The organism is Nocardia sp. NPDC001965 (genome assembly GCF_053594175.1).
This window is the reverse complement of sequence record NZ_JBSFDZ010000018.1, coordinates 30,271-53,120: the sequence shown is the minus strand read 5'-3', so window position 1 is coordinate 53,120 and position 22,850 is coordinate 30,271. Positions and strand designations below refer to the sequence as shown.

General features: G+C 67.1%; 25 protein-coding genes and 1 pseudogene. 14 read left to right on the top strand and 12 right to left on the bottom strand.

The window, feature by feature from the left end:
* Positions 1-51 precede the first annotated feature (51 nt).
* From ACWCPQ_RS23315 to ACWCPQ_RS23300, 4 genes are all read left to right on the top strand, one after another.
* On the top strand, positions 52-1,365 hold the full coding sequence (locus tag ACWCPQ_RS23315; protein WP_449902253.1) for an alpha/beta hydrolase family protein: 1,314 nt from the start codon (positions 52-54) through the stop codon (positions 1,363-1,365).
* 280 nt (positions 1,366-1,645) lie between these two features.
* On the top strand, positions 1,646-2,116 hold the full coding sequence (locus tag ACWCPQ_RS23310; protein ID WP_449902251.1) for a MarR family winged helix-turn-helix transcriptional regulator: 471 nt from the start codon (positions 1,646-1,648) through the stop codon (positions 2,114-2,116).
* A complete protein-coding gene (locus ACWCPQ_RS23305; RefSeq protein WP_449902249.1) occupies positions 2,113-3,354 on the top strand; it encodes an MFS transporter in 1,242 nt (413 codons plus the stop codon). Before ACWCPQ_RS23310 ends, ACWCPQ_RS23305 begins: the two co-directional genes overlap by 4 nt.
* A gap of 94 nt (positions 3,355-3,448) precedes the next feature.
* Positions 3,449-4,195 carry a DUF427 domain-containing protein gene (locus ACWCPQ_RS23300; RefSeq protein WP_449902247.1) on the top strand — a complete coding sequence of 249 codons (747 nt, stop codon included), beginning with the start codon at positions 3,449-3,451 and terminating at the stop codon, positions 4,193-4,195.
* Between the two features lie 42 nt (positions 4,196-4,237).
* On the opposite strand, the gene ACWCPQ_RS23295 is transcribed toward ACWCPQ_RS23300, so the two are convergent.
* Together ACWCPQ_RS23295 and ACWCPQ_RS23290 are read right to left on the bottom strand one after the other, a co-directional pair.
* On the bottom strand, positions 4,238-4,585 hold the full coding sequence (locus tag ACWCPQ_RS23295) for a DoxX family protein (RefSeq protein ID WP_449902245.1): 348 nt from the start codon (positions 4,583-4,585) through the stop codon (positions 4,238-4,240).
* A 95-nt stretch (positions 4,586-4,680) separates the two neighbouring features.
* Positions 4,681-4,953, bottom strand: coding sequence for a hypothetical protein (locus ACWCPQ_RS23290; protein ID WP_449902243.1), 273 nt, complete (start codon positions 4,951-4,953; stop codon positions 4,681-4,683).
* A 141-nt stretch (positions 4,954-5,094) separates the two neighbouring features.
* Here ACWCPQ_RS23290 and ACWCPQ_RS23285 point away from each other — a divergent pair, with 141 nt between their 5' ends.
* Positions 5,095-5,316, top strand: coding sequence for a hypothetical protein (locus ACWCPQ_RS23285; RefSeq protein ID WP_449902240.1), 222 nt, complete (start codon positions 5,095-5,097; stop codon positions 5,314-5,316).
* Here ACWCPQ_RS23285 and ACWCPQ_RS23280 read toward each other — a convergent pair.
* The gene (locus tag ACWCPQ_RS23280) at positions 5,309-5,686 is read right to left on the bottom strand and encodes a winged helix-turn-helix transcriptional regulator (protein ID WP_449902239.1); all 378 of its coding nucleotides are present in this window, start codon (positions 5,684-5,686) and stop codon (positions 5,309-5,311) included. The genes ACWCPQ_RS23285 and ACWCPQ_RS23280 overlap by 8 nt on opposite strands.
* A gap of 54 nt (positions 5,687-5,740) precedes the next feature.
* On the opposite strand from ACWCPQ_RS23280, the gene ACWCPQ_RS23275 reads away from it, so the two are divergent.
* Entirely contained in the window at positions 5,741-6,481 is a 741-nt protein-coding gene (locus ACWCPQ_RS23275) for a globin domain-containing protein (RefSeq protein ID WP_449902237.1), read from the top strand.
* 182 nt (positions 6,482-6,663) lie between these two features.
* On the opposite strand, the gene ACWCPQ_RS23270 is transcribed toward ACWCPQ_RS23275, so the two are convergent.
* The 4 genes from ACWCPQ_RS23270 to ACWCPQ_RS23255 are packed head-to-tail and all read right to left on the bottom strand — an operon-like array spanning position 6,664 to position 10,157.
* The gene (locus ACWCPQ_RS23270) at positions 6,664-7,746 is read right to left on the bottom strand and encodes an NAD(P)H-dependent flavin oxidoreductase (protein ID WP_449902235.1); all 1,083 of its coding nucleotides are present in this window, start codon (positions 7,744-7,746) and stop codon (positions 6,664-6,666) included.
* On the bottom strand, positions 7,743-8,501 hold the full coding sequence (locus tag ACWCPQ_RS23265; RefSeq protein ID WP_449902233.1) for a CoA-transferase subunit beta: 759 nt from the start codon (positions 8,499-8,501) through the stop codon (positions 7,743-7,745). The genes ACWCPQ_RS23270 and ACWCPQ_RS23265 overlap by 4 nt, the downstream gene beginning before the upstream one ends.
* A complete protein-coding gene (locus tag ACWCPQ_RS23260) occupies positions 8,498-9,376 on the bottom strand; it encodes a CoA transferase subunit A (RefSeq protein WP_449902232.1) in 879 nt (292 codons plus the stop codon). The genes ACWCPQ_RS23265 and ACWCPQ_RS23260 overlap by 4 nt, the downstream gene beginning before the upstream one ends.
* A 16-nt stretch (positions 9,377-9,392) precedes the next feature.
* Entirely contained in the window at positions 9,393-10,157 is a 765-nt protein-coding gene (locus ACWCPQ_RS23255) for an enoyl-CoA hydratase family protein (RefSeq protein WP_449902230.1), read from the bottom strand.
* A 65-nt stretch (positions 10,158-10,222) separates the two neighbouring features.
* On the opposite strand from ACWCPQ_RS23255, the gene ACWCPQ_RS23250 reads away from it, so the two are divergent.
* The 5 genes from ACWCPQ_RS23250 to ACWCPQ_RS23230 all read left to right on the top strand — a co-directional run bounded on the left by ACWCPQ_RS23250 (position 10,223) and on the right by ACWCPQ_RS23230 (position 15,230).
* Entirely contained in the window at positions 10,223-11,020 is a 798-nt protein-coding gene (locus ACWCPQ_RS23250; protein WP_449902229.1) for an SDR family oxidoreductase, read from the top strand.
* 46 nt (positions 11,021-11,066) lie between these two features.
* On the top strand, positions 11,067-11,981 hold the full coding sequence (locus ACWCPQ_RS23245) for an SDR family oxidoreductase (RefSeq protein ID WP_449902226.1): 915 nt from the start codon (positions 11,067-11,069) through the stop codon (positions 11,979-11,981).
* A gap of 461 nt (positions 11,982-12,442) precedes the next feature.
* Positions 12,443-13,693 carry a hypothetical protein gene (locus tag ACWCPQ_RS23240; protein WP_449902224.1) on the top strand — a complete coding sequence of 417 codons (1,251 nt, stop codon included), beginning with the start codon at positions 12,443-12,445 and terminating at the stop codon, positions 13,691-13,693.
* Between the two features lie 5 nt (positions 13,694-13,698).
* A complete protein-coding gene (locus ACWCPQ_RS23235) occupies positions 13,699-14,211 on the top strand; it encodes an ImmA/IrrE family metallo-endopeptidase (RefSeq protein ID WP_449902222.1) in 513 nt (170 codons plus the stop codon).
* Entirely contained in the window at positions 14,208-15,230 is a 1,023-nt protein-coding gene (locus ACWCPQ_RS23230; RefSeq protein ID WP_449902219.1) for a hypothetical protein, read from the top strand. The genes ACWCPQ_RS23235 and ACWCPQ_RS23230 overlap by 4 nt, the downstream gene beginning before the upstream one ends.
* A gap of 234 nt (positions 15,231-15,464) precedes the next feature.
* Here ACWCPQ_RS23230 and ACWCPQ_RS23225 read toward each other — a convergent pair whose 3' ends face one another.
* On the bottom strand, positions 15,465-15,881 hold the full coding sequence (locus tag ACWCPQ_RS23225; protein ID WP_011207048.1) for a helix-turn-helix domain-containing protein: 417 nt from the start codon (positions 15,879-15,881) through the stop codon (positions 15,465-15,467).
* A 437-nt stretch (positions 15,882-16,318) separates the two neighbouring features.
* The gene (locus ACWCPQ_RS23220) at positions 16,319-17,482 is read right to left on the bottom strand and encodes a steroid 3-ketoacyl-CoA thiolase (RefSeq protein WP_449902216.1); all 1,164 of its coding nucleotides are present in this window, start codon (positions 17,480-17,482) and stop codon (positions 16,319-16,321) included.
* A 158-nt stretch (positions 17,483-17,640) separates the two neighbouring features.
* On the opposite strand from ACWCPQ_RS23220, the gene ACWCPQ_RS23215 reads away from it, so the two are divergent.
* Both ACWCPQ_RS23215 and ACWCPQ_RS23210 read left to right on the top strand, forming a co-directional pair.
* Entirely contained in the window at positions 17,641-18,897 is a 1,257-nt protein-coding gene (locus ACWCPQ_RS23215; RefSeq protein WP_449902431.1) for a cytochrome P450, read from the top strand.
* Between the two features lie 220 nt (positions 18,898-19,117).
* Positions 19,118-19,406 (top strand): annotated as a pseudogene (locus ACWCPQ_RS23210) (zinc-binding dehydrogenase); the annotation flags it as partial.
* Here the strand turns inward: ACWCPQ_RS23210 and ACWCPQ_RS23205 are convergent.
* Positions 19,387-20,229: a helix-turn-helix domain-containing protein gene (locus tag ACWCPQ_RS23205; RefSeq protein WP_449902214.1), complete on the bottom strand. Its 843-nt coding sequence runs from the start codon at positions 20,227-20,229 to the stop codon at positions 19,387-19,389. The pseudogene ACWCPQ_RS23210 and the gene ACWCPQ_RS23205 sit on opposite strands and share 20 nt — an antisense overlap.
* 84 nt (positions 20,230-20,313) lie before the next feature.
* On the opposite strand from ACWCPQ_RS23205, the gene ACWCPQ_RS23200 reads away from it, so the two are divergent.
* A complete protein-coding gene (locus ACWCPQ_RS23200) occupies positions 20,314-21,195 on the top strand; it encodes an NAD(P)H-binding protein (protein WP_449902212.1) in 882 nt (293 codons plus the stop codon).
* A gap of 301 nt (positions 21,196-21,496) precedes the next feature.
* Here the strand turns inward: ACWCPQ_RS23200 and ACWCPQ_RS23195 are convergent, their stop codons facing one another.
* A complete protein-coding gene (locus ACWCPQ_RS23195; RefSeq protein WP_449902209.1) occupies positions 21,497-21,913 on the bottom strand; it encodes a nuclear transport factor 2 family protein in 417 nt (138 codons plus the stop codon).
* Positions 21,914-21,972: 59 nt separating this feature from the next.
* Complete coding sequence (locus tag ACWCPQ_RS23190) at positions 21,973-22,848, bottom strand: TIGR03619 family F420-dependent LLM class oxidoreductase (RefSeq protein ID WP_449902429.1); 876 nt, start codon at positions 22,846-22,848, stop codon at positions 21,973-21,975.
* Positions 22,849-22,850 lie beyond the last annotated feature (2 nt).

Below are 22,850 nucleotides of genomic sequence, written 5' to 3'. Positions count from 1 at the left end.
GTCCGGCGTATCGCAGTGTCCGCCATCATGATCGCGACGGTGTGTTGCGGGATGCCATACGCACACGCGCAGGAACGCACCACCGTCGATATCACCTTCACCCGTGGCGACGGCACCACGACGACCGGCACTGTGCACGCGCCGGCCGCCGCCACCGGACGGCCCGGTGTCGTGCTCGTCCACGGTTCGGGCGACGGCCGGGGCGCTCAATACGACCAGGTCGCCGATGCTTTCGCTCGCGCGGGGATCGTCGCGCTGCGCTACGAGAAGCGCACCGAGGGGTATACGCCGGCGCACCGCGACTATTCGCTGCTGGCCGATGACGCGCTGGCGGGTCTGGCCGCATTGCGGAGTCGGCCGGAAGTCGATCCCACCCGCGTGGGCCTGTGGGGGTTGTCCGAGGGCGGATGGGTCGCACCGCTGGCCGCTTCGCGGTCCACCGACGCCGCTTTCCTGATCACGATCGGCGCGAACTCGGTCGCGCCCGCCGCACAGCAGGCGTGGGCGAACGAGACCAGGTTCGGTGCGGCGGGAGTGCGCGGATCGATGGTCGACGTGCTGGCGCGCAACGGGATTCGACAGTTGGTCGGGGCCGGGCTGTTCGCGCAGGCCGACTACGACCCGATTCCGGTGCTGGAACAGATCGCGCAGCCGGTGCTCGCGATCTGGGGCGAGCAGGATCGGCTGACCCCGCCGGGTGACAGCCTGCGTGGTTTCCGGGCGGCGTTCGACCGGGTCGGGAAGACGAACTACACGCTGGTCACCCTGCCCGGCGCTCAGCACGGCGGGCAGCCGACCACCGACGGTTTCGACAAACTGCCCGGCCTGGCGCCGGGATACGGCGAACTCCTGGGTGAGTGGGTGAACGGGCTGCCCGGTTCGGCTGCCACGCCGCGGGTGGATCGACCCGTGGTGCAGGGGCGTCCGGTGCGCGACCTCGGACCGGTGGCCTGGTGGGAGTCGGCCGCGGCGAACCTGGTGCTGCTGGGCGCGATCGTTCTAGCGTTCGGTGGCTATGCCCTGACCGGCACCGTGCGGGCCTGGCGGCTGCCGGACCGGCGGCCCGCGCGGATACTCGTGTCCGCGGGGGTGATCGGTATCGGCGGCGCCGTCGTCCAACTGGGCTATATCCTCACGACCCGCGCCACCTCTTTCGGCCCCTTGCTGTTCGGACGCACCTTGCCATGGCTGGCACTGCAGATATTCGCCGTGTGCGCGGTGATCGCACTGAGCCTCGTCGTCGCGCGAGGACACCGAACGCTGGCCGGAGCGACCGCCGGCGCACGGACCCGATGGGCGGTAATGGTCGGCGGCGGAACAGGTTTCGTGCTCTGGGCGATCTACTGGGGTCTCCTGCTCCCGTGAACGCCTCCGAGGGGCCCGATCGGGACGTAGGGCCTGCCACTGATCGGGGTGATCGGCGAACAGTGCGGCGGCGATACCCACGAGCTCGGCAACTGTTTCGGCGCCGGCGCCGCCCAGTAGTGAGAGGAATCCGGCGATCTCGAGATCGGTCAGCGCGGTCTTCGTCGCGTCGCCGCGGTCGACCTCGGCCGCGATGAGCTGACTGCGCAGTTGCGGCATGTGGCGGGCATCCCACCGCACGGCCTGGAAATAGATAGTTAGCCTATGTAATAATATTTGGGTGCAGCCGATCCCGATGACAGAAGTGGACGACACCGTCGTCGATCTGCTGGTCACCGCGGGTCGGCTCACGCGCGCGGCGGGAATGCTCAGCGTCGACGACCTGCCGCGCGCCACCGTGCGCGCACTTGCCGTGCTCGACGAACACGGTTCGCTGCGGATCAGCGAGTTCGCTCGTATCGATCGCACATCACAACCCACGGCGACCGCGCTCATCGCCCGGCTGGTGGCGGAGGGCTACGCCTCCCGGCACCGCGACCCCGACGATTCGCGCGCCGTCGTCGTAGCACTCACCCCGGCCGGACATGCCCGGCTCGCCGCCACCCGCGCGTCCATGCGCGAGGCGCTGTCGGGTCCGCTACCGGGATTCGACGCCGAACGCCTGACCGGACTCGCCGCTGATCTACGGGAACTACTGGCGGTGATCCGGGAGTCGACCGAGGACCACACGCAACCGAGGAAACACCGATGAGCACCACGACCAGGACGGCCACCGCGCCGACCAGCACATCGACCGGGCAGCCGAAAGCAGTCTGGGCCGTCGCCTTCGCCAGCGTTATCGCGTTCATGGGCATCGGCCTGGTCGATCCCATTCTCAAACCCATCGGTGAACAGCTGAACGCCTCGCCGTCGCAGGTGTCGCTGCTGTTCACCAGCTATATGCTCGTCACCGGGGTGGCCATGCTGGTCACCGGCGTGGTGTCGAGCCGGTTCGGAGCCAAGCGCACGCTGCTCGCCGGACTCGCGCTGATCATTCTCTTCGCGGCGCTGGCCGGCATGTCGGGAACAGTCGGGCAGATCGTCGGCTTCCGCGCGGGCTGGGGCCTGGGCAACGCGCTGTTCATCGCGACCGCGCTGGCCACCATCGTCGGCGCCGCCAGCGGCGGGGTCGCCCGCGCCATCATTCTCTACGAGGCCGCACTCGGTATCGGTATCGCCACCGGACCGCTGCTGGGCGGTGTGCTCGGCGGAATCAGCTGGCGCGGCCCGTTCTTCGGTGTATCCGTGCTGATGGCCATCGCCTTCATCGCGATCGTCGTCCTGCTGCCCGAGAGCCCGAAGGCCGCGAAGCCGACGTCGCTGGCCGCGCCCTTCAAAGCGCTGCGGCACCGCGGACTGCTGGTCGTGAGCATCACCGCCCTGCTCTACAACTTCGGCTTCTTCACCCTGCTCGCCTACACCCCGTTCCCGCTGGACATGGGTACCTACGCGATCGGCTTCATCTTTTGCGGCTGGGGCATCCTGCTGGCCGTGGCCTCGGTGTTCTTCGCGCCGAAATTACAGCACCGCTTCGGCACCCTGCCGATGATCGCGGTGGCGGTCGGACTGTTCGCCGCCGACCTGGCGGTGATGGCGATGTTCGCCGAGCACAAGCCCGTGCTGATCGGGGGCGTGGTTCTGGCGGGCCTGTTCCTCGGTGTGAACAACACCCTGATCACCGAGGCCGTGATGATCTCCGCTCCGGTCGAGCGCTCGACCGCGTCCGCCGCCTACAGTTTCGTCCGGTTCGTCGGCGGCGCCGCCGCGCCGTGGCTGGCGGGCAAACTCGGTGAGACCAGTGTTTCGCTGCCGTTCTGGGTCGGCGCGGTCTGCACCGCCGCGGGCGTTGTAGTGCTGCTGGCCGGCCGCTCCGCGCTCGCCCATATCGACGACCACGACCCCGCCCCGCACAGTGTGGAGGAAGCGCAGGCGGTGACGGTCGGAGACTGACCTTCACGAGAGGTCGCCCGCGGGCCCCGCCAACAGGCGGGGCCCGCTTTTCGCGACCGCCGGGTGAAACCTGCCGAGCGTAGGGTCGGAGGGTATGACCGAAGCGCAGCGAGACGAGGTCCGGGTCGAGACCAGCCAGAAGCGGGTGCGGGTCTATCTCGGCGGACACCTGGTCGCCGATACCGTGCGGCCCGCACTGGTATGGGAGAACCCCTACTACCCGACCTATTACATCCCGGCCGCCGATATCCGCGCGAAACTCGAAGCCGACGGCAGTACTCGCACCTCGGCGAGCCGTGGCGAGGGCACCGGATACGACGTCGTCGTCGACGGAACCACAGCTCCCGGCGCGGCACTTCGCTACTCGGAATCGCCCCGGTTGCGCGACCTGGTGCGGCTGGACTGGGACGCGATGGACGAGTGGTTCGAGGAAGACGAGCCGATCTATGTCCACCCGCGCAGCCCTTACGCCCGGGTCGACATTCTGGCGAGTTCGCGGCATGTGCGGGTGGAACTCGACGGTGTGACGGTGGCCGATTCACGGTCTCCGCGGATCCTGTTCGAAACCGGGCTGCCCGCCCGCTTCTACCTGCCGCTCACCGATATCCGGATGGATCTGCTGCGCCTCTCCGAGACCCACACCAGCTGCCCGTACAAAGGCAATGCCGACTACTGGAACGTCCGGGTCGGCGACACCGAGTATCCGGATCTGGTGTGGATCTATCGCACCCCTACTCCGGAGAGCCAGAAGATCGCGGGGCTGGCCTGCTTCTACAACGAGAAGGTCGATATCTATATCGATGGGGAGTTGCAGGAGCGGCCACAGACTCCGTTCCACTGAGAGAACGACGGCCGGCTCGTTGCGGGCCGGCCGTCACCGGGCTCACCGGGCCAGTTGCAGGGCCAGTGCCGCGGCCACCGGGATGATGTACAGCACCGGGAAGATCGCGGTCTTGTAGGAACGCGCCCGCAGCGCTGTCGCTGTCGCGCCGAGGAAGTAGAGGATCAACCCGATGGCGGCCGCGATGCCGATCACCGGTACGAAGAACCCCACGATCAGGCCCAGGGCGCCGGCGGATTTGGCCGTTGCCAGCCAGTTCCACCACGACCGGGGGACTCCGTACTGTTCGAGCGGTTCGACCACGAACTGCTGTTTCGTGAACAGTGCATACCCGGAGAAGCCGACCCAGAGGGCGGCAACCACTCCCACGATGTAGTAGGCGATGTTCATCAGAGTTGTTTCCTTTCGACAGCACAGACTGCCGGTTCGCCCGTGCGGGGCGAACCGCGTGAACCCGATGCCCGGGTAGACGAATACGAGGTGCGTTATCCGGACCGGAGCCGGGGACGGGCTCCGACCGGTGCGCGGCAATAGATTTCGGTGGGATTGCCCTCGTGCCGGACCGTATCGATACCGATGTAGCGCAGCAGCCACCGCGATTCGGTGCCGATCAGCTGCGCAGTGCAGAGGTAGGTGAGGTCTGCGTAGCGACGCCGATCCGCGACGAGCCGATGACGGACCTCGACCATTGCGCGCAACTGCGCACGATCACCGTCGATCACGACATTCGGTTCGCTGATGGTGTGGGCGGTGTCCACTCGGCCGGCCAGAAATCCCGATCACGATATTCACGATGGTGTCCCGGCCGATCAGGCGCTGTTCTACACGCCATTTTTCCGCGGCAGACCCCGTCGGGCCGCCCGATTCTCCGCGGTCCGGTCGCCGCCGGTTGGCAGGAGATGCTGTCGCTGATCGGTGCGGGCAAAGCCATCACCCCGACCTGCGACTGGGCCGGCGGCTTCTACGCCCGTCCGGATGTGGCCTTCGTGCCCTTATCCGGTGCCCGCGCCGTCCACCAGGCATTGATCCGGGCGGCCGGGCGCGACAGTATCGCGTCCCGGATCTTTGCCCACAGCGTCCTCGAACAGGCCGAGGCGGACGCGTCGATTCCGCTCAGCTGAGGGGACCGCCGGGTTCCGGTGCCGGCGGATCCTCGGGCCGGCCGATCTCGATCCCGTCGCGGGCCGCCAGGGCGCCACCCCAGTCGTAGAGCGCCTGCAGTACCGGCTGTAGTCCGGAGTCGATCAGCCGATAGGTCACTGTTCGGACCGCTGCCTCGTCCACAGTTCGTTCGATCAGGTGTGCCGCCTCGAGTTCGCGCAGCCGCTGGGTGAGCATCTTCTCGGTGATATCCGGGACGAGCCGGCGCAGTTCGCCGTAGCGCAGCGGGTATTCCTTGAGGTGCCCGAGGATCACCACCGCCCATTTACCGCCGATCGTGTCCATGGCCAGCTCGACCTGGCAGGAGTAGAAGGTCCGCCGCACGCTCACGAACCACAAAGTACGTTCTTGTGCTCCTACGGCCAAAGGTGATCGACTTCTCCGATGATCACCGAGTACATCCGGTACCGCATCACCGATCCGGCCGCGTTCGAGGACGCCTACCGGCGTGCCGCAGTATCACTGCAAGCCTCACCCTACTGCCGGACCTATGACCTGGACCGGTGCGTCGACGATCCCGAAAGCTATATCCTCCGGCTGACCTGGACGTCGGCGAGCGATCATCTGGACAAATTCCGCAACAGTCCGCAGTTCCGCGCGTTCTTCGCCGAGATCAAGGATTACGTGACCGGTATCGAGGAGATGCGGCACTACGAGCCGGTCGCGCTGGTGCCCTCGCTGTACGAATGGGCCGGTGGCGCCGCGGCGTTCGAGAACCTCTTCGCCACCTTCTACGACCGCGTTCCCGAGGATCCGGTGCTGGCGCCGGTGTTCGAGGGTATGCATCCCGATCACGCGAAACATGTGGCCGCCTGGCTCGGCGAGGTTTTCGGCGGGCCCGCGGTGTATTCGCAGCACCACGGCGGCCATCAGCACATGATCTCGCGGCACCGCGGCCGGGCGCTGACCGAGGAACAGCGTCAGCGCTGGATGAGTCTGTTGATCGATACCGCGGACAAGGTCGGGCTGCCCGCCGACGCCGAGTTCCGGTCGGCCTTTGTGGGATATCTGGAATGGGGCACCCGGATGGCGTTGCTCTTCTCCGGCCCGGACGCCCCGGAAGGGGCCAGTGAACCCACGCCCACCTGGGGCTGGGGCGAGATCCGCCCTTGGCCGCGAGGTTGAGCGTGATCCGCAGCCGCTGAATCCGGAGCGTCGCGCCCGACGCGGTGGCCTTTGCGCGCACCATGAGCCGACCCGGAAGATTTCGATCCACCAGCGGCCGAGTTTGTCGTCGACAGGTTCGCGAGGCCTTCTCGGCACGAAAAGTCCCGTCTGCCAATGGCAGACGGGACTTTCGACTGCCGTCAGCTGTTCGATTCGGCGCCCTGGGGGAGGATGGCGAGGGCCCCGATCCGGGCGACCGCGTCCGTCACGACCCGGTCGATCAACTCCTGACAGGTCGGCAGGTCGTCCAGGATGCCGCTCACCTGTCCCGCCGCCAACACGCCGGCTTCGGTATTGCCCTCGACCAGCCCGGCGCGCAACAGCATCGGGGTGTTGGCCGCCATCACGACCTGCGACCAGGTGAGGTCTTTGGCCTTGCGCATGGCCAAGCCGTCCTTGACCAGCGTGGACCATTTCATCCCGGTCATGCTCTTGAACCGGGCTGCGTTACCGACGGCCGCGGTGAGACCGCGGACCCGGCCCGAGTGCTCGAGTTTCTGAACGAGTTCGGTGTTCAGCACCCGGTGCGGCATCCCGTCGACCTTGGTCGACACCACTGTTTCGCCGAGTTGGCGGCGTAAGTATTCCTGTTTCACCGAATCCGGGACGCTGCTCTCCTGGGTGAGCAGAAAGCGGGTGCCCATGGCGACTCCGGCGGCACCATAGGCCAGGGCCGCGGCCAGACCGCGTCCGTCGTAGAAACCGCCCGCCGCGACCACGGGGATATCGACCGCGTCCAGCACTGACGGCAGTAAGAGGGTCGTGGCCACCGGGCCGGTGTGTCCACCGCCTTCACCACCCTGCACCACCACGGCGTCGGCACCCCAGGACGCGACCTTCACCGCGTGCTTGGCCGCGCCGATGGACGGGACCACCACCACGCCCGCGTCCTTGAGCTTCGCGATGAGATCTTTCTTCGGAGCGAGGGCGAAGGACGCGACCTTCACGTTCTCGCGGATCAGCAGATCGATCCGCTCGGGTGCGTCGGAGGCGTCGGCGCGGATGTTCACGCCGAACGGTTTATCGGTCTGCGCCTTGGTTTTGGCGATGGCCGTTTCCAGCTCTTCGTAGGTCATCGTGGCCGAGGCCAGAATGCCCAGACCGCCCGCGTTGGAGGTGGCCGAGACCAGGCCCGGTCCCGCCACCCAGCCCATACCGGTCTGCACGACGGGATGTTCGATCCCGACGAGTTCGGTGAGCGGGGTTCGCAGCCGGGGTGTCACTGCGGGACCTCGCGGTCACGGATCTTCTTCGGATCGAGGACCTCGCGGATGATCCGCAGTTCCTCGTCGGTCGGCAGGCGGGTTTCACCGGCGGTGCCCAGATCGGCGATCTCGAACGAGGTGTTCTCGGCGACCTCGTCGGCAGTGACCCCGGGATGCAGACTCAACGCCCGCATGGTGTGGTCCTGGCCGCCGAAATCGAAAACGCCCAGATTGCTGACCACACGGTGGATGTGGTGGAAGCGGAAGGCAGGGTTGCCGGGGTCGACCTTGTCGTAGCCGACACCGGCGACGATATCGACCTTCTCACCGAAGACCCGCTTGGTGTGGCGGCCGACCCAGTAGCTGGTCGGATGGTTGATGGTGTTGCCGGGTGCGCCGCGCACCCCGAACATCTGCCGGGTCGGCTGCTGGAGGGGGCCGAAGGCGGAGAGGTTCTGGTTGCCGTGGCGGTCGATCTGGTTGGCGCCCATGACCACGTGGCGGCGGCCCGAGGCCAGGACATCGAAGACTCTGCGGAACGGGATCCAGCCCTCGACCGGCGCTCTACCGCCGATGGGCGGCGTTTCGGCGAGGAAGAACGCCTCGCCGTCGGAGATGAGCAGATCGGGTTCGAAGGTGAGTTTCGCCAGCCGCGCACCCAGCTGCGCCATCGGCGACATGGGGCTGGCGAAGATCTCGCCGGCGCCACGGAAGATCTCGGCGCAGGCGATCGCGCACACCTCGGCCCGGGTACTGGTTTCGGTGCTGGTCACTGCTCCTCCTTGAAACGCGCGACGGCTGCCTGGTAATCGGCCTCGGAACCGCTGAGGTAGGTGTCGACGAAGGTTTTCCAGGTCTCCGGGGACCCGGCAGCTTCGACATAGTGGCGCTGGAACTTCTCGTCGCGGCCGTAGCTCTCACCGCCGAGGGTGAAATGCGCGCCGTTCGGCGCCTCGGCCACCGCGTCGACCATCATCCGGTTGAGCAGCAGCGACTGCGGCGGAACCGATTTCACCAGTTCCTCGGTTTCCACTATCCGCTCCACCGACAGGTACCGCTTCTCGGCCGCCAGGCAGAACAGGTCGTCCATGTAGGGGTCCACACCCTGGTACGCGGCGTTACCGTGGGCGTCACCGATGTTCAGGTGCACCAGCGCCGCGTCGAGGTCGAGCGCGGGCATGGCGATCAGGGTTTCCGAGCGCCCGTCCGGGCTCGGATACGGCGAGGTCACCGTCTGCAGTTCGCCGTCCCAGAAGTTCGGCACATCCGAACCCAGCCCTGCGCGGATCGGCAGGAACGGCAGTCGCGCCGCCGCGGCCTCGAGTCCGCATTTGAGCATGCCCTCGTCCATTTCACGGGCCACGATCTGCCCGGAGGTCCGGGCTTTCGCGAACCACGGGTCGTAGAAGGGCGCCGAGTCGAGGGAGACGAAACCGTAGTAGGCCTTACGGACCTTCCCGGCCGAGAGCAGCAGGCCCAGATCCGGTCCGCCGTAGGTGACCACCGTCAGATCGGTGACGTCGGACCGCAGCAGGGCACGCACCAGGGCCATCGGCTTACGCCGCGAACCCCAGCCGCCGATCCCGATCGTCATACCGCTACGCAGTTCACCGACGATCTCGTCCAGTGTCTTCCGCTTGTCTCGCATGGTTTTCCGCTCCATGTCAGTTCTTGTCCTTCTGCGCCGCCAGGTCTTCGTCGAAGCGTTCGCGGATCTCGTCGGATGCTCCGGAGAGGTTCAATTCGAAAGTGAATCCCTGCTCGAAGCGATAGCTGCGGTGCACGTCCTGCAGGTCGATTCCGTTGAGTGCGCGTTTGGCGGCCCGGATGACCCGGCCGTCCTTGGCGGCGATGTCCTTGGCGACCTCCAGCGTCGCGGCGTCCAGCTCTTCGCGCGGGACCACCTTCAGTACCGAACCGAAATGGTGCAGCTGCTGGGCGGTGGCGGTGCTGGCGGTGAAGAAGAGCGCGCGCATGAGGTGCTGGGGGACCAGGCGGGCGAGGTGGGTGGCGGCGCCGAGGGCACCGCGGTCGACCTCGGGCAGGCCGAAGGTCGCATCCTCGGAGGCGATGATGATGTCGGAATTACCGACCAGGCCGATACCGCCGCCGAGGCAGAAGCCCTGGACTGCGGTGACCACCGGGACCGGGCAGTCGTAGACCGCGCCGAAGGCCTCGAAACAGCCGTGGTTGGCGTCGATCAGTGCCTGATGTCCCGGTTTGCGCTGGATCTCCTTGATATCGACACCTGCGTTGAAGCCGCGGTTCTCCGCCCGCAGCACGACCACACGGGTCTCCGGGTCGCGCCCGGCGGCGCGGATCTCGTCGGCGAGGGCGAACCAGCCGTCCGAGGGTATGGCGTTGACCGGCGGATAGTCGACCGTGATCACGGCGATACCGGCGGATTCCGAATGGCGCTTGATCCCCATCGCGTATCCCATCTCGCATCTCGAGCATCTTGGCTAAGCAAGCAATTGCTTGGTAGGTTAACACGGTGGCACTCGAAATCGACCTGTCCGATCGCGTCGTCTTGGTAACCGGCGGTGTCCGCGGCGTCGGCGCCGGAATCAGCCGGGTCCTGCTGGCCGCCGGTGCGACGGTGGTGGCGTGCGCCCGCCGCCCCGGCGACGTGCCGGTCGAGGTGGACGGGCGGGCGATCGACTTCCTACCGTGCGATGTCCGCGATCCCGAGGCCGTCCAGGAGATGATCGCCGAGATCGTCCGGCGCCACGGCCGGCTCGATCACGCGGTCAACAACGCCGGGGGAGCGCCCTACGCGCTGGCGCGGGACGCCAGCCCCAGATTCCACACCAAGATCATCGAGTTGAACCTGCTCTCGGCTCTACATGTCGCGCAGGCCGCGCACGCGGTGATCAGCAGCCAGGACGAGGGCGGCTCGATCGTCAATATCTCCAGCCTCAGCGGTCACCGGCCCTCGCCGGGAACCGCCGCCTACGGTGCGGCGAAAGCCGGGGTCGACGCGCTGACCGTCTCCCTCGCCGCCGAATGGGCGCCGAAGGTTCGGATCAACTCACTGGTGGTCGGCGCTGTGGAAACCGAACTGAGCGCCCTCCACTACGGCGACGCCGAGGGCGTGGCCGCCGTCGGCCAGACCATCCCCATGGGCCGGCTGGCCCGACCCGAGGACGTCGGCAACGGAGTGGCCTTCCTGCTCTCCCCGCTGGCCGGATACATCTCCGGGGCGACCCTGCAGATACACGGTGGCGGCGAACCCCCGGCCTTCCTCGCGGTCGCCACTGCCGGACACAGCGGTGACAAGCCCGAGAGCTGACCCGACCAGCTCGAACAGATATCGACCATCGACGATAGGAACGGACATGGCAACCGAGGGCATCTGCGCCGGACGGATCGTGATCATCACCGGCGCCGGCCGGGGCATCGGCCGGGCGCACGCGCTGGCCTTCGCCGCCGAGGGCGCGAAGGTCGTGGTGAACGATCTCGGCTCCACCCTCAGCGGTGAATCGACCGCGGAGACCCCCGCCGAGCAGGTGGCTTCGGAGATCCGCGCGGCCGGCGGCGAAGCCGTCGCCAACGGTGACGACATCGCGAGCTGGGACGGCGCGCAACGCCTGGTCCAGCAGGCCGTGGACACCTTCGGCGGCTTGGACGTCCTGGTCAACAATGCCGGGTTCGTCCGCGATCGAATGCTGGTCAACCTCGCCGAGGACGAATGGGATTCGGTCGTCCGGGTCCACCTCAAGGGCCATTTCGCCACCATGCGCCATGCGGCCGCGTACTGGCGCGCCGAATCCAAGGCCGGACGCGCGGTGAATGCCCGGATCATCAACACCAGCTCCGGCGCGGGTCTGCAGGGCAGCGTCGGTCAGGGCAACTACGGTGCCGCCAAAGCGGGAATCGCCGGCCTGACCCTCACCGCCGCCGCCGAATTCGGCCGCTACGGTGTCACGGTCAACGCGATCGCCCCCTCCGCCCGCACCCGCATGACCGAAACAGTTTTCGCGGACATGATGGCCGCGCCCGAAGACGGTTTCGACGCCATGGCGCCGGAGAACATCTCCCCGATCGTGGTGTGGCTGGGAAGCGCGGAATCGGCGGGAATCACCGGGCGGATGTTCGAGGTCGAAGGCGGGCGCCTCGCGCTGGCCGAGGGCTGGCGCCACGGTGTCCCGGTGGACCGCGGCCAGCGGTGGAATCCGGCCGAACTCGGGTCGGTGGTATCGGAACTGATCGCGAAGGGCGCCACCCCGGAACCGGTCTACGGCGCCGGATAACCGGCGGCGCCTCCGGCGCTGCGGAGCCGGGCTCTCGTGAACCCGGTTCCGCACGCCTACGCTCGGTCTCCTCGGTCTCCTCGGTCTCCTCGGTCTCCTCGGTCTCCTCGGTCTCCTCGGTCTCCTCGGTCTCCTCGGTCCCGGAGCGCCGCCTCGCTGAACGCGGGTCTCGGTCCCGGCAGATCGAGGAGATATTCGTGTCGGTTCGGTGCGGGAAGGGGTCGCTTTCCAGCTACCCGGCGGCGGTGGGGTGATCGTGACCTATCCCATGCCCATCCGGGCGGTGAATGCGGTGGCCTGGCCCGCTATCTGCGGGTCGGTACCAGGCCTGCTGCGGGGTCGACGCTTCGTCATGCGTCGACTTGTGTGCTGGTTTACCATGGGCAACCATCTGTAGCTACTGCCCGGAACGCGGCAACGCCGGGTGAATTCGCATGACCGATCGAGGGGATGGCTGACGCATGGCCTTGGGCCGCTTCAAGCGATTGCTCGCAGTAGCCGGGGCGGCGGGATGCCTGGGCGTGTTCGGGGGGCCGGTAGTCGCGCAGGCCGATCCGTCCCGCAGACCGATCGTCGAGCAGGGGCCGTCCGGTAGTTCCGGCAGTGCCGGACCGGCGTCGCCGGATGCGCCCGAACCTTCCGAGAATGGGGAGCCGCTCGTCATCCCGGATCGGTCGGGCGACCCGGCGGCCGGTGGCCGGGCACAGCCGGAACCGGGTCCCGGACTCGGCACCGGCAGCAGCGCGCCGGCCGGAGACACACCCGCTGTGCCGGACGAGGGGACAGCCGGCAGCGGAACGGAATCCGATGATTCGGCCCGATGGCGGACACTGGACATCCCGGGCCGCGCCCCCGCCGCCGAACCCGTGGCTCCGATCGAATCCGGTACACCCGCCGCCCCGGCCCCCGAACCGGCACCGATAGCCGAACCGCTGGGCGCCGCTGGGCTGGCGACCGCGCTGGGCACCATCCTCGCCACCGGATCGGCGGCAGTCGGATCGGCCGCGATCGCCCCGCTAGCGGTGACCGGATCGGCTGCCGGTGCCACCGGTTCGGCCGCTGTAGGCACCGGTTCGGCCGCGGTGGGTTCCGCCGGTCTCGGGGTGGGCGTCACCGGTTCGGCCGGACTCGGGCTCGGTTCGGCCGCGGTCGGAACGGGTTCGGCCGCGGGAGCCGGCTTGCTCGGGACCGGTTCCGCCGGTCTCGGTTCCGCGGGCGCCGGAGTGCTCGGCACCGGTTCGGCGGGGGTGGGCTCGGCTGCTGTCGGTTCGGCTGCTGCCGGTTCGGCCGCGGTGGGTTCGGCCGGTGTGGGTTCCGCGGTTCCACTACTGGCACTGTTGCTTCCGGTTCCGGCGGCACCTCCACCGCCGGTCGGCCCGCCGCTTGCGCTGCCCGCACCGGGCGGTGCCGGTGGCCCGGCCGCGCCGGATGTGGCTGTCGCGGTCCTCGCTTCCCCTGCCGCCCCGCCGGTCGCCGCCGCACCCGCTCCGGGTGATGCCCCCTCGATCGCCGCCGCACCGCCGAACCACGCGGTGCGACCGACGAATGCCGAGGGCCTGCTGCCCGAACCCAAGGTGTTGTCGGTGATCGGGGGGTTGATCGCGCTGGCCATCGCCGGGACCGGTTCGGCCGTGATGAGTTACCAGAGTGCCGCCCAGGCTCAGGCACGGGTCGACGCCGCGCGCGCCCAATTCTTCGGAACGGGTGCGTGATCGCGATGACACAGAGCCGGACACAGAGCGCTCGTGCCTATCGCCGGGTGGCGGCGGCGGTCGACGCGGTATGCGCGGTCGCGGCGGACGCGGATGCCACCACCCTCGAACAAGTGGTGGAAGCGGTGGCCGCCGAACGTGGCCGGCCGATCGAGATCGCGGATGCCGATCTCGGTCCCGGGGTCTGCGGACAGCGCCGCTACTACCCGGCCAAGGACATCATCGTGCTGGCCAGTGCGCTGCCGAGCCGCGACCACACGCTGGCCCACGAACTGGGGCATATCGTCTTCGATCACGAAGGCGCTCCGGCTACCGAGGTGACCCTTGAGGTCAGCGACGAACTCATCGCCTACATGCTGAGTCAGCGCGCTCATCAGACCGCACTCGAGGACGGTGCGGACGATCAGGCCGAATGGGAGGCCGAAACTTTCGCCGCCATGCTGATGACGCGGCTGCGCGTATTCAACAGCCGGGGCGCTGGCGTCTCGGTCCTTCGATTCGATGAGGCTCTGGGATGACGTTCTGGTTGACCGCCCTGATCGTCTGGGTCGCCGCGGGTGCGCGGGTGGGGCGAGTACTCGTGAAACCGGCGACCACCGCGCGGGTGGCGATCGTGGTGGCCGTTTCTGCAGTCGCGCTGGCATGCACCGTCGCGGTTCCCGATGTGGCGCTCGCCATCGACAATCTGCTGCCCGGTGGGTTGCCGCCGGGCCGGCTGTCGGAGGGGCTGGTGGTCGCAGCATGGCTGCTCTTCACCACCGCGACCTCGGTGGTCGCCTCGGCGGCCTGGCCTGTGGTCTCGCGCCGCAATCTGCGCCAGATCGCCGGGGGGATATACGGAACCGGGTTGTTCGCCATGGCCGCCACGGTGAGCACGTCGTTCGCCGCGGGCTGGGTGGTGACCGGGCTGACCGGGATATTCGTCGTGGTCACCGGTCTGCGCAATCTGAGCTGGACCGCGCTCGGCCGTGGGATCGCCGTCTATGTCACCGGCACTGTGCTGGTGGTTGTGCTCGCTGTCGGTCAGTTGGTGCGCAGTGCCGCCGGGGCCGCTCGATCCGGTCCGGGCGAGCCCGGCTGGGCCTGGCCGTTCTGGCAGGTCGCCGCGTTGCTCATTGCTTTCGGTGCGGTGTGGATCGTGGTCGAGATGTGGGTACGTGCCCGGTTGCTGCTGCGCCGCGTGCGGACCCTGCACAAGGTGCTGGTCGAACGATTTCCCGAGGTCGTCCAGGAAGAGACCGGGACTTCGACCCAGCTCAAGGCCTCCGACCGGGTCGCCCAGATCATGGACGCGCTCTATCTGCAGTCCGGTGGCGGGGTCGAGATCGCCACTGCCGGAGAACCTCCCGACGGGGTGGCCGAGCGAGCCGGGCGGGTGGCGCAGTGGGCACGGCATCCACTCGGTCCGGCCGTGGTGGATTCGCGATGGATAGCGCCGCCCGAGGGCATCAGCCCGCGTGGCTGGGTGCAGGCGATCGCTGTCGCCTTCGAAGCGCAGCCGGAAACCCCTGAGCGTGCCGGGGTCGCGATTCACTAGTTGCCGGGGGTATGCGGTATGGGCGTTACGTCACTGTGATTATGGTCGGCGAAGGCTTCGAAATCGTGCCGAGCGGTCGGTCTGGATTCTTCCGTACCGCAGATGTTCAGGCATACCGATAGCTTCACCGAAGAATTCTTGCCATCCATGGGAACTCGGCCCATGGATTTCTAGTGCACAGCTGTGAGCGCGGTGCGACCCCGCTCGGGGATCGCACCGCGCTCACAGTGACTGCTATTCGGTGCCGTCCGGAGGAATTTCGGGCAAGCCCTCGCTTGCTCGCAGTTTCTCCGCCATGGAGGTGAGCAGATTCTGCGACTCCTCCGACAGGTCGAACGCCCGGCTGGACAGCCGGCGCAGACCGTAACCCTGTAGCTGCGATAGGAGTTCCAGATCGTGGTCGATCTTCGCGGCGTAGATGTCGTTGAAGAAGTAGTCCGGCTTCACCTTGAAGAACTTCGCCAGCGCCGCGACCGTCTCATCGGAAGGATTAGTGCGCTGGCCCGACCGTAACTGTGACAGATACGGTTTGGAGATCGGATGACCGGATGCCGTCAGTGCTGCCGCTACCTCTGCATTGGTATGCGGCTTTCGCCCTGGGGGATGCACGGTTTCGAACAGCTTGTTCAGCCGCGCCGCGAAATCAGCCATTGTGAGCCGCCCAATTCCCTTCACTGTACTAACAGTCGTTATCTCGGATACCTATCATTGATATTAGCGGCTCAGTAACTGAAAACCTACGCCTGAATCAGGATTTCCTTGAAGCTTCCAGGCACGTATCAGGAGAAGTGGACCGTGGTACCGCGTTTGCGGGTTGCCCGCACCGGACTTGTGGACCTCTGATACGGCCAGGTAGCCGCCCGTCGCGGGGGTCTTCCCGGATGGGCGGTGAGTAGCCTCTGGGTAGCTGGTATCCCTTCCGAAGTCGTGCTGTATCCATTGTGTGGCGTACGACACGTCTGCCCAAAGTTGAGATGAACGTTCAACCTACCGGGTCGAATTTGCGAACGACACGGGGCCCGCACAGGTGTGGTTGGTACCTGTACGGGCCCCGATGTGCTGTAGCAATAGGGAATTCGGCCGAGCTACTACAGCCGTTCGATGATCGTTCCTGTCGCGAGTGCGCCACCGGCGCACATGAGAACCATTGCGATGTTCTGATCGGAACGCTCGAGTTCGTGCAGCGCCGTGGTGATCAAACGGGACCCGGTGGAGCCCACCGGATGGCCCAGGGCGATTGCCCCGCCGTTCACATTCACCCGATCGAAATCGGGCTTGTGGACCTGCGCCCAGGACAATGCTACGGAAGCGAACGCCTCGTTGATCTCGAACAGATCGATATCGCCGATGCTCATCCCGGACCGTGCCAGCAGCCGGCTGCACGCCTGGACCGGGCCGTCGAGGTGAAACTCGGGCTCGGAGCCGACCAGGGCCTGGGTGACGACCCGGGCCCGCGGCCGCAGACCCTCACGCTGAGCGGCCTTTTCGTCCATCAGCAGTACGGCCGCGGCGCCGTCGGAGATCTGCGAAGACGTTCCGGCGGTATGGATTCCGCCCTCGAGTACCGGCTTCAGTTTGGCGAGGCTCTCCGCCGAGGTCTCTCGCAGGCCCTGGTCGCGGCTGACCTCCTGCTTCTCTCCGGTCGGGTTTCCTTCTTTGTCGACCACCGGCGCGGTGAGCGTGAGGACTTCGCGATCGAACCGGCCCTCGGCCCAGGCCTGCGCGGCCAGTCGCTGGGACCGGACGCCGAGCGCGTCCACATCCTCGCGAGTGATGCCGCGCCGCTTGGCGATCCGCTCGGCCGCCTCGAACTGGTTGGGCATATCGATATCCCAGGAGGCGGGCCGGCGCGGACCGGCCTGGTCTCCGACATTGGCGCCCAGCGGGACCTGGCTCATCGCCTCGACACCGCACGCCACGCCGATATCGATGGCATCGGCGGCGATCAGGCCGGCGACGAGATGGTTGGCCTGCTGGGCCGAACCGCACTGGGCATCGATGGTCGTGGCGCCCACCTGCCACGGCAGGCCGGCGGCCAGCCAGGCCGTGCGGGTGATGTTGTTGGACTGCGCGCCCGCCTGGGTGACACAGCCGCCGATGATCTGTTCGACCTTGGCGGGGTCGAGGTGGGCGCGATCCAGCAGGCCGCGCTGGGCGAGGCCGAGGATCTCGGCGGCATGCAGCCCGGACAGCCAGCCGTTGCGTTTGCCGATGGGGGTGCGAGCTGCCTCGACGATAACGGGTGTGCCCATCTTGAACCTTTCGTTTCGGACATAAAACTGTAACGTGTTCCGCACACGGCACGAGGCTTGTTCGGTCCGGTTTCTTTCCCCGTTCTCCGGCCTGTGCTTCAATGATTGTAGAACGTGTTTCAGTTTGTCGAAGGAGACATCTGGTGGTGGATACGCGCATGGCCCGGCCGAACCTGCCGGACGGGTTCGACGTCACGGACCCCGACATGTACGTGCAGCGGATTCCGGTCGAGGAGTTCGCCGAACTCCGGCGTACCGCGCCGATCTGGTGGCAGGAGAAATCGCCGGAGGTCGGCGGATTCCACGACGACGGCTTCTGGGTCGTCACCAAGCACGCCGATATCAAGGAGGTGTCGCGGCGCAGCGATGTGTTCTCGACCTTCGAGAACACGGCGCTGCCGCGCTTCAACGATGATATCGAGCGTGAGCAGATCGAACTGCAGCGTTTCATCCTGCTGAACATGGATCCGCCCGAGCACACCCGGATGCGCAAGATCATCTCGCGCGGGTTCACCCCCCGGGCGATCAATTCGCTGCGCGAAGAGCTGTCCAAGCGCACCGAGGCCATCGTCAAGGCCGCTGCCGAGGCCGGGTCCGGCGATTTCGTCACTCAGATCGCCTGCGAACTGCCCCTGCAGGCGATCGCCGAACTGATCGGCGTCCCGCAGGAAGACCGGATGAAGGTGTTCACCTGGTCCAACGAGATGACCGGTTACGACGATCCGGAAATCGATGTGGATCCGGTGCAGGCGTCCACCGAACTGCTCGGATACGCCTACGCGATGGCCGAAGCCCGTAAGGCCTGTCCGGCCGACGATATCGTCACCACCCTGGTCGAGGCCGATATCGACGGTGAATCGCTCAAATCCGAGGAATTCGGCTTCTTCGTGATGCTGCTGGCCGTCGCGGGTAACGAGACCACCCGCAACGCCATCACCCACGGCATGATCGCCTTCCTGGAGAACCCGGATCAGTGGGAGCTCTACAAGAAGGAACGCCCCAAGACCACGGCCGACGAGATCATCCGCTGGGCCAGCCCCATCACCACCTTCCAGCGCACCGCGCTCGCGGACACCGAACTGAACGGCGTCCAGATCAAGAAGGGCCAGCGGGTGCTGATGGTCTACCGGGCAGCGAACTTCGACGAGGACGTCTTCGAAAACCCGATGAAGTTCGACATCACGCGCGAGGACAACCAGCACGTGGCCTTCGGTGGTACCGGCGCGCACTACTGCATCGGCGCCAACCTGGCCAAACTGGAGATCGATCTGATCTTCAACGCGATCGCCGACCATATGCCCGATATCAGCAAGCTGGGCGACCCGAAGCGGCTGCGGTCGGGATGGCTGAACGGGATCAAGGAGTTCCAGGTCGACTACAAGACCTGCCCGGTCACCGGCAAAACCTCCAGTTGACGGTGGCATCACGCCGACAGTTCGACCCCGCACAACGGGGGTCTGTGGCTGAGTGACAGGCGGGGTGGCGGTGCGCGACGCACGTCACCCCGCCTGTCGCGCTGTGGAATAGGCTCCCGGCGTCGACGGGAAGAGATCGTTATATCGCCTGACAACCGGGGGCCCTGGTGGTAACCGCCGAAAAACCACGGATATGGCGTATCCGCCGGTCAGCGCCGTCGTTCGCCGAGGCGGCCGGTTCGTCACCATCGGCTACGCCTCCGGAACCGTCCCGCGGTTCCGTTGAACCTGGTGCTGGTCAAAGGGGTACAGATCGTAAGATTCCAGTTCCGTGACATCGACCCGGACGAGTTCGCGCGCAACGAGACCGAACTCGCCGAACTGCTCTCCATCGGCCGCGTGACCCCGCATAACGGCGCGGTCGCGCACTGGAGGACACCGCACCAGCCCTGGGCCGGGCGGCCGAGGGGCGAGCCGGCGGCAAGATACTCATCGACCCGGCGATCTGATGGTTCGGCCGTACATCGCGGGGCGGCAGGGTTCAATCGGCAGCCGGGTGCCACCGAGGAAAGACCCGGGGGCGACACCCATCAAAGAACGGAACTCGGCGGTCAGATGGGATTGGTCGTAATAGCCGGCGCCGACTGCCAGATGCGACCACGGTAATGTTCCGAGACGGGTCAGCACACGCCGGATCCGGTCTATCCGGGTGTAGTGCTTGGGAGATACGCCGATACCGGAACTGAAGAGATTGCGGAGTTGGCGTTCGCTCACCGCCAGGGTGCCGGCCAGCTCCGGGACAGTGGCCGGCACGGCACGGCCCGATACGGATTCGACGGCGGTTCGGAGCAGTTCCCGATGCGATATTTGGGCCGGGCTCTCCCGGATCCGTTGCGGTAGCCGCTGTTCCAGATAGGGGAAGAGCTCGTTGCGCCGCAATTCGACGAGTTCGCCGGCGAATTGTGCCGCCGGACCGGGCAGGTCGGCAAGGCGTACGATCCGGTCGGTCAGCTCACCGGCGGATACCCCCAGCAGTGATCCGACGGCGCCCGGAGCGAGCCGCAACCGGAGACAGCCCATGGGTTTGTCCGCTTCGGCATAGGACGCCCGCGTTCTCGGCCCGAGTACGAGGGCATCACGTGGGCCGCAGTCCTCGGTACGCAGGACGATCATGGTGGCAGCCTGGGGGATATGGGCGAACGGGACGGATGTATCGCGCACCGTAAGAATGTGCCCGAGCTCGGTGAACCAGGGGCGCAGGGATTTCGGTGCGGGCGTCGCGCTCTCGGTGAGGTCGGTTGTCACGGGCGCCTGGCCCTGCGCAATGGTCACCCTTCGACTGTATGCAGATGAGGACGATTGCGCCGTGCCGAAATTTCCTATCGGTCCGGTCCGCAGAACGGCACGGTTGTGCCCATGATCATCATCACCGGTGCCACGGGCACCATCGGCGGCGAGATCGTCCGCCTCCTGTCGGCGCGTGGCGAGCACGTTCGCGCAATAACCCGGAGACCGGACACGGCCCGGTTCCCCGCCGGGGTGGAAGTCGTACGCGGGGACTACTCCGATCTCCCCGGAATGCAACGCGCGCTGGCCGGGGCGGTAGCGGTCTTCATCGTCGGTGTACTCGGCCCGGAGTACACCGAAGCCGACCGCGCACTCGTCCGAGCCGCGCGCGACGCCGGCGCCCGCCGGATCGTGAAACTGTCGGCGATCGGCACCGGCGACCTGGCTCTCGGCCGGGTCGGTACCTGGCATCTGCCCGGAGAGGAGGCGGTTCGTGCGGCCGGTGTCGACTGGACCATATTGCGTCCCAGCTCCTTCGCGTCGAACACGCTCAGCTGGGCACCGGCTCTCCACAGCGGTCTACCCGTCTCGAACCTGACCGGCTCGGGTGCGCAGGGTGTGGTCGACCCGCGTGATGTCTCCGCGGTCGCGGCGGAGGCATTGTCGTCTTCCGCGCATTCCGGTCGCGTCTATACGCTCACCGGCCCCGAACTGCTCACCACTCACGACCAGGCCGCCGCCTTGGCGGCCGCGCTCGGGCGTCCCGTCGAAGTGGTCGATATCGCCGAGGCCGCCGCCCGCGACCATATGCTCGCCGCGGGAGCCACTCCCGAATTCGTGGACGGTGCGCTGGCGGGTCAGGCCTTCGCGCGCGCGGGCGGCAATGCTGTGCTGACCGACGATGTCGCGGCAGTTCTCGGTCGTGACCCGCGTGCCTATGCGGATTGGGTCGGCGATCATGTCTCGGCGTTCGACCGGCCGCCGGTATCGAGCGACTGGCGGGCGTACTGATCCTCGCCCACGCGGCCGCGGGCGGGAATTTCGAGCCGTGCCGGACCGGCTCATCCGCTGGAGGCTCCGGATTCGGCCGCCGCCCGCGCCGCTCGTATCCGGGCGCCTCGTGGGTGTGCACCGGGGCTCCAGCTGACCTGCGTCGCGAACCTGTGCGGATGACTCGTGGCTACGGCCGCGACAGCGTGACCTGTCACGATCGTGTGCGCATATGGTCTACCTGGCACACCACGGGGCGTGCCGGGCAGACCATATGGGGTTCGAAGCGGCCGCACCGGGAGGGAAACCGGCCGGCCGCCGCTCAGGTGGCCGGTGCGGCCGTCGCCATGGCCCGGTCGACTTCCCAGAAGGCGCGCAGGGCGAGGATCTTGCCCGCCTCGTCGACCTTGTAGGTGAACACGCCTTCCGCGTCGATCCGGTGGCCGCCGACAACGCTGCGGATGGTGCCGGTGAACGCGACTTCGGCACCGCAGGCGAACGAATCACCGAAAAGGAAATCGATGGAGTCGGTGGCGGCGATCGCCTTGTCCCAGAACGCCCCGATGGCCGCCGGGCCACGGTGTCCTCTGCCTTCGGGATCGAAACCGGACGGACCGATCGGATCTTCCACGATGCCGTCCGGTGCGAACAGGGCGAGCCAGGCATCCTTGTCGCGGGCGCGGACCGCGGCCTGGGAGGCCAGCCCGGCCGCTCGGGCGGGATGTTCCTCACTGCTCATAGGGGTTCCTCTCGACAGCTCCGCGGGTGCCGCGACAACGCAGCGGCACCCGCGGAGTGTCAGTTGATCGGGTTCTGGATGTGCTCTTCGGCGAATGTGCGCAGCGCGTCCTTCTTCGCCTCGATATCACCGTCGAAACCGATACCCGCGGCCAGCCAGGGGATCACGATCGCGTCGGTGACACCGGCGTCGTACTGCTCCTGGTAGCCGTCGCGACCGAACTTGTCGATACAGACCGCCTGGATCTCGAACGGCTCGTCGGCCCGCCCGAACTCCGCCCGCAGCTCGCCCAGCCGGGCGATGGTGCTCTGCAGATCCTCGAACTTCATCATCGCCGAGGTCCAGCCGTCACCGACCTTGGCCGCGCGCTTCAGCGCGACCTCGGTGTGGCCGCCGACATAGAACGGGACCGGTTCGCTCGGCGCCGGGCTCATCTGCAGTTCGTCGAAATCGAAGAATTCGCCGTGGTACTCGGCCATCCCGCCGGCCAGCACCAGTTTGATGACCTCGATCATCTCGTCGACCCGGGCGCCGCGGCGCGCGTAGGGCACACCGCACCATTCGAATTCTTCCGGCGCCCAGCCGATCCCCACACCGAAGCCGAACCGGTTGTTCGACAGGTTCGCCACCGACCCGACCTGGCGGGCGAGCAGCAGCGGATTACGCGAACCGAGTTTGAGGACGTTGGTGTAGAAGCGCAACCGAGTGGTCACCGCGGCCATGGCGGTCGCGGCGATCAGCGGATCCACCCATGGGGTCTCCGGACCCCAGAAGCGGCTGCCGTCGGGGGTGTACGGATACTTCGCCGCCTGGGACTTCATATAGAACAGCGAGTCCGGCAGGGCGATGGAGGTGAACCCCACCTCCTCGGCGGTCCGGGCGAGTTCGGGCAGCTGCTCCAGCGGGCTCAGCGCGATCCCGAGACTGAATTGCAGAG